We start from the raw sequence: 13,576 nt of genomic DNA on the forward strand, positions 1-13,576 counted from the left end.
TTCAGGTAATCGTATATGTTATAGCGTAGGCCTTCACTTATATTTGAGAGAGCCAATATGCCATCCCAAGGGATAGTATTGCCGGTTCTGACACTCTCTATGAGGAGAGGTCTACGCTTGTTTTGCTTGGCTTCGCAAAACTATAAGGGGGAACCGATTTGAGATACTTCGATTACCTGACGAAAGAACAAGAAAACTCTTTGTTTTACACTCCGCCTATCTCATTTGATCATACCACGAACAAGGAACTGCTAGCCTACGCTGTCGGCGCTGCCCTCTATATGCCGGCTACCCGTGCAAGTGTTGCAGAAGACATCATTAAGCTCAAGAATGCAGGTCTGGTGACGGTTATTATAGATCTGGAGGACGCAATCGGAGATGACCAGGTTGACAATGCAGAGGAGTCTATTATCCAGCATCTTATTTATCTAGCTGCTTACGCAGAAAATGAGCTGGATTCGGCAAACAGCCTCCCGCTTCTTTTTATACGAGTACGTAACCCGGACCAACTCCGGCAAATGATTTTCCGCTTGGGATCCTTGGTAACGATGTTAACAGGGTTTGTTTTTCCTAAGTTCTCTGTGGACAATGGAATTCAATATTTTGAAACGTTAGCTGAGTACAACAATACGCGTGGTTATAATGATCCTGTGCTTTACGGGATGCCAATCTTGGAAACTGCACCTATTATTTATCGGGAAAGTCGAGTGGACAGTCTGCTATCTATCCGTGATTTACTCCGTAATTACCGTGAACTTGTCCTAAACGTTAGAATTGGGGCAACGGATTTCTCCAGTCTGTTCGGACTGCGTCGCAGTCCTGATGTTAGTATTTATGATCTTACTCCTATTCGTGACTGTATCTCGGACATTATCAATGTGTTTGGGCGGGTTGAAGAGGGATATGTGATCTCAGGACCCGTCTGGGAGTATTTTGCGAATAAAGGCCATCGAGTTCTCCGGCCGCAGCTACGGCAGACGCCATTTGAGGATACTTACGGCAAAAACGGCCGTGATATGCGGAATAGCTATATTTCGAGCAGTGTAGACGGGCTAATTCGTGAGGTTATTTTAGATAAAGAGAATGGAATTGTAGGCAAGACGATTATCCATCCTTCTCACCTCAGACCTGTTCAGGCGATGTATACGGTTATGCATGAGGAATACGTTGATGCTTTAAGCATTGTAGAAAGTAATGATGGCAGTTTGGGCGTGTTTAAGAGTCAATATTTTAATAAAATGAATGAAATTAAGCCCCATCTCAATTGGGCAAGACGAACTTTACTACGATCTCAAATATACGGGGTGTTACATGAACAACAGCATTTTGTCGGATTATTACCCGAAAACGAATTTACGCACGTATAACATAGTCGAGAACCTGCAAGTGAATGTAACCGAAACCTTTAACCCCTTTCATATGCCTCTGGATTCTTTATTCTCTATGGCGGCGCGAATTAATAAAAAGCGGACTTTTCTGTTTGTCAGTAAGGTGCTTGGCAAGCATATCCCCGTCGATCCGTATACTTCACTTCTAAGCGGAGCAGCGTTGGCGCTGCTGTTATATCAGGAGATGAACGGTGATTCCGTGGACAGTGATCGTATGACAGAGTTATTGGATATGGCGGTTCATGGGCTGATTCATCCTGAATTTGCTAAGGAAGCCTATCAACATTTGCTAGCGGCCCAGCTGGTTTTGCCCAAGCCTGTGGTTTTTATTGGATTCGCAGAAACGGCAACTGCACTGGGTCACAGTGTGTACAACATCTTTGCTGAGCAGGCATCATATATTCATACTACGCGTGAGCATATTCCTGATTTGGAGTCTGTTGTAAGTTTTGTAGAAGAACATTCTCATGCGGTTGATCATCTATGTTATGCCTTGGATACCGAACTATTATCTGGGACAGAGCCTATTATATTGGTAGATGACGAGATTACGACTGGGAAAACCGCGATCAATACGATTCGGGATATTCAGTCAAAGTTCCCGCGGGAGGAATATGTGGTAGTCTCCCTTTTGGACTGGAGAAGCGGCAGCAATCTTCAACACTATAGTGATCTTGAGCAGGAGCTGGGGATTCGCATTAAGTCGTTATGTCTGCTGCAAGGGAATATTGAAGTGATAGGTTCACCAGTATTTAATAAGGATACAGAGCAGCTGGATAGAGAGGCTGCTTTAGAGTGTGAGGTTGTAACCACTTATGCTCCAGATGGAATGGAACGACTGGAGGTATCCTCTATCGATTCATATGGTGAGATTAACACAGCGCCGTATATGAAATATAGTGGACGTTTCGGAATTGTGTCGCAGGATAATCCGGGGCTTGATCAGGGTGTGAAGCGAATAGCTGAACAGCTGCGGCAATTGCGTAGAGGACCGAAAGCCTTGGTAATGGGCGTAGGGGAATTTATGTATCTTCCGATGAGAGTGGCGGCGGAAATGGGGGAAGGGATTGCTTATCAGTCTTCCACTAGAAGTCCAATCCACCCTGAGCGTCGACCGGATTATGGGGTGCATAGTGCTGCTGCCTATCCTTCAGCCGGCGACCCGGAGATCACAAACTTTATCTATAATGTAGCTCCTGATCAATACGATGATATATTTGTGCTGATTGAGCGTGATGTACCGCATGAACGTATGAAACCTATGCTTGATATACTGAAGAAACTGGCCCGCCATAAAGTGCATCTTATTGTACTGACCTCGGAAAGAAGAAGTGGAGGCCCTACCAATGAAGGGAACAGTAACTGAAGAAATTCTAAACAGAAGTATAGCCGAACCGGTTCCGCTAGGCAGCTATTCTCCATCAGATGTTATATTTTTGCTTAAGGATCTGAGTGATGTTTCACTGGAGCGGGCGACTGACGAAAGAGAGGCCGCCATTCAATCAGGTGTACATTACTCTGAGATGCTGCCCGTGGAATATCAGCCTACTGAGCAGTATATTGAGTTATTTCACGAGACGCTGGAGCAATCTGCGGAGAAGGTCGCTCTAGCAGTAGCGGTAGTCTCTGAGATGATTGTCGCTCAACGGGGACTTGATACGGTGTTAGTCTCTTTGGCAAGAGCGGGAACACCAATTGGTGTACTGATTAAGCGTTATATCCAAGAGCGATATGATGCTGATTTGCCGCATTATAGTATCTCTATCATTCGGGGCAAGGGGATTGATGAGAACGCAATCCTCTATATTCTGCAAAAGCACGGGCTTGACGCTGATTTGCAGTTTGTCGATGGATGGACGGGGAAAGGAGCTATTCGCCAGGTATTGATTGAAGCGTGCAACAGCCTGTATGAGAAATATGGCATTCGGCTAAATGATGACCTGGCCGTATTGGCTGATCCCGGGAATTGTTCAGGCACGTTCGGTACTAGAGAGGATTATCTTATTCCTAGTGCATGCCTCAATTCTACGGTGTCAGGGCTGATGAGCCGGACAGTGCTGCGCGATGATTTAATCGGTCCGGAAGAATTCCATGGGGCTAAATTCTACAAGGAATGGCTCGATACGGATGTATCTAATGTATTCATTGCGGCGATCTGCCCGTATTTCTCCTCCGTTGCGGAAGAAGCACAAGGGATTGCTGAACAGATGCAGCAATCCCCGCCAGAAATTACATGGCAGGGGCTGCGTGATATTCAGAGTATTCAAGAAGTGTTCGGCATAGATAACATCAATTTGGTCAAGCCCGGAGTCGGAGAAACAACCCGAGTGCTGCTGCGCAGAGTACCGTGGAAGATTCTTGTCGATACTATGGATAATCCAAATCTCCGTCATATTATTCTCTTAGCAGAGGATAGGGGGGTTCCAGTAGAAGTATTCCCTGGACTCACCTATTCCTGTTGCGGGATTATTAAACCGCTGAGAGGTGAGACGGAATGATCTATGCCAGTGATTTGGACCGAACGTTAATCTATTCCCTAAATGCAATCGGTGTCCCGGAGAATACTCCGGGCCTGGTTCCTGCGGAGGTTGTGGATGGCAAGACGGTTTCATACATTTCCCAAAAAGCATTGGCTGATCTGATGGAGCTTACTTCCCGTATTATCTTTATGCCCGTTACAACACGTACAATCGCGCAGTATAAGCGTATTAATCTGTTTCAAGACACGATTATTCCAGACTACGCGATTACTAGTAATGGCGGGAATATTCTGATTGGTGGCGAAGTGGATAAGAGCTGGAGAGCTTCTGTGGGCAGGCTTGTTCAAAATGAATCGGCTGCGGCAGAAGAAGTTAGAATGCACGTTAGGTCTGTAGTGCACGAGGAATGGATCATTAGTGAGCGGTATTGTGATGATTTATTCTATACCTTTGTGGTAGTGCGTGATTTATTACCTATGGATGAGATTACGAATCTGGCAGAGCGATTATACGATTTGGGCTGGCGGGTATCCTTACAAGGGCGCAAGCTATATGTCGTTCCTGCCGCTGTAAATAAAAGTGATGCGATTGTTTATGTACGCCGGACGGTTCGGTCAGAACCGATGGTAGCATCGGGAGATTCCTTGTTGGATAAGAGTTTACTAGAAAGTGCGGACTATGCGATTGCTCCTTGTCATGGAGAAATATTTGCAGAGCAGCAGAGTGGTCTTGTAAAATCAAGGTATCCCTTTACGAAGCAAGCGGGTGTTTTTGCTGGTGATGAAATTCTACAGTATGTAAACATGATCTATAATAACTTAACCGTATTGGGAGTTGGGCCACTATGAAAAAGGTAAACATTTATTTCAATCGCTGGTTTTCCGTCGCTTACCATTATATGAATCTCATCCGCAATAATGAGGATGGCGTTCCTGTACAAATCTTCGCCACGCACCCAGATATTCACCATATGTCACTTCAAGGGGCTGATGTTGCTGGGACTGAACCGGCACTGACTGGAATAGAATATGTTCAATTTTGTGTGGATTTCTGTCGCCGCAATGAGATCGATATCTTTATTCCACGGTTACATATGCTGGATATAGCTTTGCATGCTGCTATGTTTGATGCGATTGGTACCAAGGTTCTGGTCTGTAGAGATTTGGACTTGTTGGAGACCATCATGGATAAGGGTAAGTTCTACGAAAGTGTTAAGGAAACCGGGATTATGACAATTCCTGATTATCATGTGGTCAGTACAGCAGAGCAGTTCAAAGAGGCTTATCATGATCTTGTAGCCAAAGGGCATCGCGTATGCTTTAAACCTACGGAGACAGAGGGGGGCCTCGGCTTCCGTATCATTGATAACACACGTAGTCCTCTGCAGGAGCTGTTTGGTCATGTAACACCGCTGATATCCTTCGAAGAGGCTTATCGTATTCTGGGAAGTGAAGCTACATTCCCTGAACTTATGGTGATGGAATTGCTGGAAGGTTATGAATACAGTATAGATTGCTTGTCAGATGAGAACGGCAGACTGTTAGCGGCTGTGCCCCGTCGTAAAGCTGGCGGCCGTCTGCGGCTGATGGAGCATATTCCGGAGCTGGAGGAGATCGCTTCTCGGGTAGCAGAGGTATATAAAATACCTTTCAATTTCAATATTCAAATGAAGTATAGTGGTGGAATTCCTAAACTGCTGGAGATTAACCCCCGGATGTCTGGAGGTCTTCATATTTCTTGTCTGTCTGGAATTAACTTTCCATACCTGGCTGTCAAAAGTGCACTCGGCGGAGAGGTACAGCCTGCGGAGTTCGGCGATAATGTGCTTGCCAGCCATGTAGAGCAGCCGCTAATTATGAAAATAAACGGCGAATCCGTAATTTCGGATCCCGTGAATTGAGCGTTCGCAATCTCGCTCACAAGAGGTGAGAAAAATTAAATTTAAATCGAAAATATTGCTGTATGCCGGTATTGGCTATGTTGTCGCTGTATTAACGAGCTCTTTTCTGCCTGAGTTACTCTCCTTGCTGTTGCCTGTAGCAGGTGCTGCTGTAGGGGTTCTTGCAACGAGAAGTCCGAGAACCAACCTTCCGGCTGAGGTGCTGCCAGCAGGTCCAGAGACGGTACCTATTGCTCCAGCTCCCTCTGCAAATGCTCCGCAATTAAATAGTGCGGCAAATAATGCTGCACCATTTAATCCGGGCAATAGTGGTAGAACTGAGGCCGAACCGACGAAGATTGGACCGGAATTTGCTCCGGTAGTTGAGTATCTTAGCATTCTGGAAGATATGATTATCTCCGAAGGGCAGAAGGATACACTGGACAATGAAATTGTCGAGAAATCACTGGCGCTTTTTGCGAGACTTCAACGTGTAATTCCGCTGCTGCAGGAGCTCAATAATGGCGATATTAATCACACGGTCCGCAGATTGATTCTGAAGGATTTGAATGGTGTGATTAACCCATTTTTGCGCCTAAGTGGTGAAGCAAAGACGAAGAATCGGAGAACGCTGCTGAACGGTCTAAGAGATGTTGATTCCAAAATATCGGATATTGCTTCGACGATCGAACATAAAGACCTGATGGAACTTCAGACGAAGGCGGAACTGATTCATCAGCGGTATAGCAGTTCCGAATTATAGGAGGGAAACCCATGTCCACGCAGTTGATCCAATTAAAAAAAGAAGATGAACAAAAGGTAGTCGAAGAAGCGGCACAATTGATCGAGAAGGTATCCCAAACAGATACAGTCACGTTGGATTCTTTAATGGATGATATCGGGAAGCTTGGGGTGAAGACGCAGGAGAAAGCAGGCCAAACCCTCAAACTTCTGGATCGTCCGGTAAATGACCTGATGTCCGGTAAGCGTGTTGAAGTGCCTAACATGATTATGAAGCTGCGGAATGAGTGTGAAAATCTGCAACAGAGTAAGAATGTTAGCTTTTTCGGCAAAATGCTGCGGAAGAGTCCGATGAAGAACTATGTGTACAAATATCAGTCTGTCCGCACGAATATTGATGCGATTGTTACCGGTCTACGCGACGGCAGGGATACCCTCGAAGAGAGTATTGTAAATATGCGCCAGCTGAAACGTACCTCTATGGAGGAGATCTATAACCTGCAGACCAAAATTGCCTTCGGCAATAAGCTAAAAGAGCTGTTCGAGGTGGAGATTGCGAAGCCTGAGAATGAGTTCCGTAAAGCTTATCTGGAGCGTGGTCTACGTAAAGTGATGGTTCGTATTCAGTCCATGACAGAGATGATTCTATTGTACAATCAAGCGATCGCTGCTACAGATATCATCAATGACAATAATGATAAACTGATCGATTCCGTGAATAATGCGATTGATAAGACCTCTAATCTGATCACAGTGTCGGCAATGATTGCGATGTCGCTGGCCGATCAGGAGAATGTTATCAATGCTGTAGAAGCAACAAATAAGACGATTGAAGATCAGTTTAAAGAAAATGCACGCTTGCTGCGTACGACTACAGAAAAAACGACCGAGCTTCTATCCAAACCTTCCATGTCTATGGAAGCCGTGAATCAAGCGATCGGCGATCTGCTTAGCGCATTAGACACTTCGGAACAGTCAAACCGTCGTATTATCGAGAGCTGCCAGGATTATACATCCAAAATGACGACGATCAATACCCAATTGGGCAATCGTCTAGGTCTCAATGAAGCGGACAAGCCTGAGGCGCTGAAACAAGGTGTAGCAGAGAGCCAACTGAGCAGTTTCTTGAACTAATTAGTTAAAAAAAGACCGTAAAAATATAGCAGAGCAGTGAGCCTTCGTTTCTGGGGGCTCGCTGCTCTGCTTTTTTTGGTCTAATCAAATGAAGTTTGCTGTAGCCAAACATAAAGCCCTATCCACATACATAAGTTGTCACAAGACTACATGTGGAGGAAGTGGGGATAGGCTATGGTTTTAGGCTGTTTGATACTCGTGCTTATCATCGTCGCCAGCAGTGAAAAAGCAGAAGCCATTGCTAAAATGAATGAAGACAATTAGCAAGAGGTAGCTTCGCTTCCCCGTAAGTATTCAGGGATTTTTTGGCGTGAATTGGTTCAAGTAATTTCCAGCGGGTTATTGGGTATAATAACGCAAGGCTGTACGATTAGCCCATAATCAGCTGGAAATACCAAAATCCCTAAGGAGGTCACATGGAGAACGAGGCGCTGCTTCAGGTTGAACATTTAGCACTTAAGAAACAGAAGATATTCCGGCAAAGCGTAATGCGCTATATTGCCAGAGCCATGCTGGCCAGTATGTTTATCGGATTCGGTGTAATTGTAGCCTTTAAGACAGGCAACTATTTCTTTATGGAGCAATCCCCCTTTGCATATCCAATGGCTGCGATAACTTTCGGAGCGGCTATTATTCTAATTTCTTTTGGTGGTGGGGATTTATTCACCGGAGATACTTTTTATTACACATACACGGCACTAAGACGGAAAATGAAATGGTCTGAGGTTGTCCGCATGTGGATCATGAGTTATATCGGTAATATTCTTGGAGCTGCCGTTTTTGCCTTGCTGATTTTTTTGACAGGACTGTTCTATAGCTCAGATGTAAACGGATTTTTGTTATATGTAGTGGAGCATAAGATGGAAGCCCCGGCAGGTCAGCTTTTCTTTCGGGCCATTCTTTGTAACTGGCTCGTTTGTATGGCTTTTTTTATACCCATGAATATGAAAGGCGATGGGGCCAAAATGTTCGCAATGGTCTTATTCGTATTCTGTTTTTTCATCTCCGGCTATGAGCATAGTATTGCCAATATGTGTACCTTTGCGATTGCGCTTGTACTTGATCATCCCGGAACGGTATCGTGGTATGGAGTGTTCCATAACCTTGTCCCCGTTACGATCGGTAATTTAATTGGCGGTGGCGTACTGATGGGGGTAATGTATTATTATGTGAATAAACCTTTTTTGGATGACACTAAGCATTAACAGAAAAACAGAAAATAATAATCCTCCAAAACTTCGCTCTTTTACAGGGGTGGAGTTTTTTTGTGCAGAAAGTTATTTTTTAACATTGGGATTATTTGATTTTTAAGGATTGAAAAGGATTAGAGGGAGAGAGGTAGAATACATAATTATGCAATGCAAAATTGAAGATTCATACAGAATGGGGTAAGGGCTTTGGATGAGACAACAGGGATACTGACGGATGAGACCATTATTAAGGCTTCCAATCAGCATTGTATAGACCAAGGAATTGATTCTGAGCAACCGCCTGTCTTTGCAAAGGGATATTCTGCTGATGAATTGGGAGCGCAGCTTAGCGTATATAGTGAAGTGATTGAGGTTATCGAATTTTTTGTCAAAAAATTTCTGTCCTCAGTAAAGGGGAACCCGATCCTAATTACGATTTCGGATGATGCAGGTTATCTATTGGCGTTCCAGGGAGATGCGACGATTATTGATCTCGTAGGACAGGTAGGCATCAAAGAAGGCGTGCAGATGAACAAAGAGGTGGGTACCAATTCAATCGCTTTAGCCCTTGAATATCAGAGGCCATTCCAGCTGACAGGACGAGACCATTTCCATCATATTTTGCATCATTTAGTATGCTGTACGGCTCCATTTTATAAAGAAAATGGGCAGGAAATCTTAGGTACAATTTCATTTATGGCAGATATAGATGTAGCCCATCCCCATTTGCTGCCTCTGCTCTGTACGATGGCTGACTCGATTGAACGTGAGATTTTGTTGCGGAGAGGAAATTCTCAGCTGCAATTATTAAATCGGATTTTGCTAGAGACCAATTACTTAGGGGTAATCATAACAGATCAATTCGGAACAGTCGTGAATATAAATGAGAACGGTTTAGCCATGCTTCATTTGGGTGGTGAGCATCAAGAGTCTGTTGTTGGAACTAGTGTCTTTGAAATTAGGAATGTGGGCGCATACTTTCAACATGTCATCATACATCATGTCGCATGTGCCGGGTTAGAAGTGATTCAGGAGAAAAACGGGTTGTTCGAGCATTATATGTTAGATGTACTACCCGTTTACGATGCGAATGGTTACTTAGCGCGTGTGATTGGAAGTTTGCGCAACATCACGGAGATGAAAAGAACGGAAGAAGTGCTGCGCAATACAGAAAAGCTAGTGGTCGCAGGACAACTGGCCATGAGCATTGCACATGAGATCCGCAATCCCCTGACTACGGTGAAAGGGATGCTTCAACTGGCTAATAAAGATTCACGTCTGCTGCATTATGATCTCATTATGTCAGAAGTGGAAAGAATGAATCTCATTGTGAGCGAGTTTCTTATTCTGGGTAAGCCGCAGGCTGCGCATTATATGACTGAACAATGTAGTACGATCCTTCTGGAAGTATTGAATATCTTCGCGATTCAGGTGGAGATGAATAATATAGCGTTGAATACAAAGATCCATTATGATGCTGAGATCGAATGTGACCGCAATCAGATTAAGCAGATTTTCCTGAATATCCTAAGAAATTCAATGGAAGCTTTGCCTTTTGGCGGGAGCATTACAGTAACTCTTGATGTGAAGGATGAATTCCAGGTGATTACCTTTACCGATAATGGAGAGGGTATGAACAAGGAAGTTCTGGAGAAATTAGGGGAGCCCTTTCACACGACCAGAGGCGATGGGAATGGACTTGGCTTCATGATTGTCAAAAAAATCGTGACTGCCCACAGAGGATATGTGGCAATAGCTAGTGAAAAGGGAGTGGGCACAGCCGTTACAATTTATCTTCCAATGGCACATTCATACCACAAATGAAACAGCAATAATTCATAATTAAAAAGACTCTTCCGCCCGGTATAGGCGAAAGAGTCTTTTTGTATATCCATTTGCATCTAAGTGTGAGGAATCACCACTTTGAGCCACCCGATGAATTTCCACCGGATTTGCCGCCGCCACCGCCCCAAGAAGAACCGCCGGAGGATTTGCCGCCACTGCCGCCTCCGCCCCAGGAAGAGCCGCCGGAGGAACGTCCCCCACCGAATCCGCCTGAAGAAGGAGGACCAGAGGACATTCGTTTACGGGCTTGTGCACGCCGCTGTTGCTCTCTCATCATGGCTAGCTGGGCCAGCCGTTCTTCCTCTTCCTTTTGGCGAATGATTCGGTTCGCTTCATTCACAAAGGAAGTGATGTGAGCGTCATAAGCGCGGCCAATCGATTCCAGTTCCTCTAGGTTGTAAGGCCGGGATGACAGCCGTTGCTCCAACTGGCTATATTCCGGCAATAAGGACAACTCAAAGCGGATTCTGGAAGACAAGCCTCTGCTGTGCAGCATTCGCTGGGTCGTCTCTACCCGGCTTTGTCCTTCGGAGAAGAGACGTTGTACTTTATCAAGTCTTTCATTTAATGCATTTAGACTTTCAGAGACACCGTCATATTGCCGGCCAGCTTCATCCTGCAATGACAGCAAGCGCTCCAGCGCATCGTGGGCCTTGTCATATTCGCCCCGTTCATCACTGGTCCAGTTCTCAATTTGCGCCACTTCACCTGCGCCTTCCCGAAGACGTGTGCTCCACTCCGTCAGAATATTCTCTATAGTAGCTACATGCTGTTCTTCGAAATGTACACGTGCTTCTGTAATTCGTGCCTGCAGCTCGTCTCGCCGCTGTTTCAAATGGCTCCATGTGGTGCGGAATGTCTCTAGATCTCTACGGTTATTCTGCCGCAGCAGTGCTTGTTGCTCTGTCATAGCAATAGCTTCATCCAGAAGAAGGTCTAGACTGGCGCCGATTCTGCGCACCTCATCCATATCTCCTATACGCAGTGGCGCTTCAAGAGTCAACGATTCTGCGCGGGCCTGCTCCAGGTGATCATATGGCTTAACCTTCATATTGTGCAGTGAATTCTGTTCAATGATCCCGGTGATTTTGGCACGTGCCGCAGCTAATACCGTAGGGAATTTGTTTAGCTTATCATCATAGAGATCAACATCCTTCAGATCCTGTTCGATCTTTTCCTGACGTTCCTGTGCATCCTCGGTAACCTCTTGTGCAGCAATGGGATCAAAAAGCTCTAATTGGTCTGCCTTAGCTGTCTCCTCCGCAAGCTCCTTAAGTTCTTCTACAATTTCTTGAAGTTCATACCCGGTTTCTTTAACTGCACCTTGCAGTTGCTCTTCAAGCTCCGGCGTATCCTCTTTCAGCTCTGTAATACGCTGTTTGACATTGCGGTCAGCTTCGCTGATGACAGCAATGTGTTTCTCTTCCTCTTCAAGCGCTGCGCGGAAGGAAGCTTCGGTCAGCTGTAATTGTTTCACAGCTGTCTTGAGGGCAGCCAAGCGATAAAATGCCGGCTGAACGCCTTGACCTTCGCTTTGTAGTGCAGAGATTTCAACGAGCTTGGCAGACAGCCGCTTAGAAATACCCTCGACTAGCTCTCCCGTCTTGCCTTGAACGATCCCTTGAAAAGGATTTAGCGATTCCAGTGCCCGATTTGCCTGGACCATTAAATTAGATAACTGTTTCTGTTGCTCGCTAAGCTGCTTGCGACGACGCAGGCCCGTAACCACTACAAAGAGTACAAGGAGGATTAGAAGGGCTCCGATAAGAATCGCTGCAATCATAAACATGGAGCTGCTGGAGCGGTTTACACCATTCCCGGCGCCGACTGCGCTCCCGCTTCCTGCGGTTCCTCCAGTATTGCCGGCACGATCTCCAATAGAATGGATGGCATTTATCAAAGTCTTTGTCCCGCCAGCGAAGTCCCCTTTTTTGGCATAAGGAATGAAATAAGTGTCGAGCAGTTTTTGGATGGCTGAACTTCCCGAGGGCCCTCCCTGATTCTTAGACCAAGTATTTAACGAGCTTTGAAAGTCTGGATTTAAGAAATTTAGCTCAATGGACTGGTCACCAGCGGAGATCAGCAGTAGAAGATCCCGCGTGGACAGTTTCCACGAGTCGTAAACCTTGTCTGCATACTTATCAGCTGGAGTACCGTCTGTGGAATCTACAGTGAGTACGTGGATGGTCAGGAGTTCTCCAGTAGCGGTAGCAGAAATAGACGCGGCTTCTGCGGAACTGAACATTTCAGCGTTATCGGTAACGAATCCCTGCTGTGCAGGAATTCCAGCGGCATATGCACCGGGTATCCATAACAGGCTGAGCATTAAGAATAAAGCTATATACTTTTTCAAGCTGACACGCTCCGATCTGAAGGGCTTTTTATTCTATATATTATGCTGATAATTATACTATATCATTAACCATCAGGTGACCTGGAGATACTCCTATTATTATATAGCTATGTCGGCATACCAACAAAAAAAGCCATGCTCCCAATAAGGGAACACGGCGTATATTCAGAAGCATTATCTTGTCGGCAGACAGAGAATGTATTGCAGTCTGGATTTAATTTCTTTTTGCCATTTCAAATCTCCAACTTTAACGGCAAGATTGAGCAGATCCAGATAATCGTCAACCTGTAATGTTGTTCGGGTAGAGGTAACGTTCATGGGTGATCAGTCTCCTTTTAACTTAAATATAGTAAATTGAAATTATTAACGCTTATAATAATGATAATCATTATCATCGTTTGTCGTTATTGCTATTATCCACATTTTCTATGTAAAAAGCAATATAAAAATCAAGACTTCGTAACTTTTATCATTTACAAATAAAAGAGTCCATCGAAAGATGGGGATTTGCGTATAATGTGTGGTTTTAGGAAAGAATTAGCAGGAATCTTACCATATTTTGTCGA

General features: G+C 45.0%; 11 protein-coding genes. 9 read left to right on the top strand and 2 right to left on the bottom strand.

Annotated elements, in window-relative coordinates; genetic code table 11:
- Positions 1 to 158: 158 nt before the first annotated feature.
- The 9 genes from MHH86_RS01700 (at position 159) to MHH86_RS01740 (ending at position 10,636) form a co-directional block, all read left to right on the top strand.
- The gene (locus MHH86_RS01700) at positions 159 to 1,367 is read left to right on the top strand and encodes an HpcH/HpaI aldolase/citrate lyase family protein (protein WP_235219550.1); all 1,209 of its coding nucleotides are present in this window, start codon (positions 159 to 161) and stop codon (positions 1,365 to 1,367) included.
- A 76-nt stretch (positions 1,368 to 1,443) separates the two neighbouring features.
- Positions 1,444 to 2,754, top strand: a complete 1,311-nt coding sequence (locus tag MHH86_RS01705) for a phosphoribosyltransferase family protein (RefSeq protein ID WP_038574026.1) — start codon at positions 1,444 to 1,446, stop codon at positions 2,752 to 2,754.
- Entirely contained in the window at positions 2,735 to 3,886 is a 1,152-nt protein-coding gene (locus MHH86_RS01710; RefSeq protein WP_038568308.1) for a cysteine protease StiP family protein, read from the top strand. The genes MHH86_RS01705 and MHH86_RS01710 overlap by 20 nt, the downstream gene beginning before the upstream one ends.
- The gene (locus MHH86_RS01715) at positions 3,883 to 4,716 is read left to right on the top strand and encodes an HAD family hydrolase (protein ID WP_038568311.1); all 834 of its coding nucleotides are present in this window, start codon (positions 3,883 to 3,885) and stop codon (positions 4,714 to 4,716) included. The genes MHH86_RS01710 and MHH86_RS01715 overlap by 4 nt, the downstream gene beginning before the upstream one ends.
- Positions 4,713 to 5,768, top strand: a complete 1,056-nt coding sequence (locus tag MHH86_RS01720; protein ID WP_036687430.1) for an ATP-grasp domain-containing protein — start codon at positions 4,713 to 4,715, stop codon at positions 5,766 to 5,768. The genes MHH86_RS01715 and MHH86_RS01720 overlap by 4 nt, the downstream gene beginning before the upstream one ends.
- Before the next feature lie 34 nt (positions 5,769 to 5,802).
- A complete protein-coding gene (locus MHH86_RS01725; RefSeq protein ID WP_036687454.1) occupies positions 5,803 to 6,510 on the top strand; it encodes a hypothetical protein in 708 nt (235 codons plus the stop codon).
- Between the two features lie 11 nt (positions 6,511 to 6,521).
- Complete coding sequence (locus MHH86_RS01730) at positions 6,522 to 7,622, top strand: toxic anion resistance protein (protein WP_038568314.1); 1,101 nt, start codon at positions 6,522 to 6,524, stop codon at positions 7,620 to 7,622.
- A 416-nt stretch (positions 7,623 to 8,038) separates the two neighbouring features.
- A complete protein-coding gene (locus tag MHH86_RS01735) occupies positions 8,039 to 8,827 on the top strand; it encodes a formate/nitrite transporter family protein (RefSeq protein WP_038568317.1) in 789 nt (262 codons plus the stop codon).
- A 192-nt stretch (positions 8,828 to 9,019) separates the two neighbouring features.
- Positions 9,020 to 10,636 carry an ATP-binding protein gene (locus MHH86_RS01740; RefSeq protein WP_076141400.1) on the top strand — a complete coding sequence of 539 codons (1,617 nt, stop codon included), beginning with the start codon at positions 9,020 to 9,022 and terminating at the stop codon, positions 10,634 to 10,636.
- 91 nt (positions 10,637 to 10,727) lie between these two features.
- Here the strand turns inward: MHH86_RS01740 and MHH86_RS01745 are convergent, their stop codons facing one another.
- Together MHH86_RS01745 and MHH86_RS01750 are read right to left on the bottom strand one after the other, a co-directional pair.
- Positions 10,728 to 13,010 (bottom strand): TPM domain-containing protein, encoded by a 2,283-nt coding sequence (locus tag MHH86_RS01745; RefSeq protein WP_076316594.1) that lies wholly within the window; start codon positions 13,008 to 13,010, stop codon positions 10,728 to 10,730.
- A 174-nt stretch (positions 13,011 to 13,184) separates the two neighbouring features.
- Positions 13,185 to 13,328, bottom strand: coding sequence for a hypothetical protein (locus tag MHH86_RS01750; protein WP_167348483.1), 144 nt, complete (start codon positions 13,326 to 13,328; stop codon positions 13,185 to 13,187).
- Positions 13,329 to 13,576 lie beyond the last annotated feature (248 nt).

The sequence above is a fragment of the Paenibacillus sp. FSL F4-0097 genome, from assembly GCF_038593125.1.
In the GTDB taxonomy this organism is placed as follows: domain Bacteria; phylum Bacillota; class Bacilli; order Paenibacillales; family Paenibacillaceae; genus Paenibacillus_AQ; species Paenibacillus_AQ odorifer.

Excerpts from the sequence above, each read along its gene's own strand:
- MHH86_RS01705 (WP_038574026.1), top strand. The coding sequence starts at position 1,444 with ATGGCGGCGCGAATTAATAAAAAGCGGACTTTTCTGTTTGTCAGTAAG.
- MHH86_RS01710 (WP_038568308.1), top strand. The coding sequence starts at position 2,735 with ATGAAGGGAACAGTAACTGAAGAAATTCTAAACAGAAGTATAGCCGAA.
- MHH86_RS01715 (WP_038568311.1), top strand. The coding sequence starts at position 3,883 with ATGATCTATGCCAGTGATTTGGACCGAACGTTAATCTATTCCCTAAAT.
- MHH86_RS01720 (WP_036687430.1), top strand. The coding sequence starts at position 4,713 with ATGAAAAAGGTAAACATTTATTTCAATCGCTGGTTTTCCGTCGCTTAC.
- MHH86_RS01730 (WP_038568314.1), top strand. The coding sequence starts at position 6,522 with ATGTCCACGCAGTTGATCCAATTAAAAAAAGAAGATGAACAAAAGGTA.
- MHH86_RS01735 (WP_038568317.1), top strand. The coding sequence starts at position 8,039 with ATGGAGAACGAGGCGCTGCTTCAGGTTGAACATTTAGCACTTAAGAAA.
- MHH86_RS01750 (WP_167348483.1), bottom strand. The coding sequence starts at position 13,328 with ATGAACGTTACCTCTACCCGAACAACATTACAGGTTGACGATTATCTG.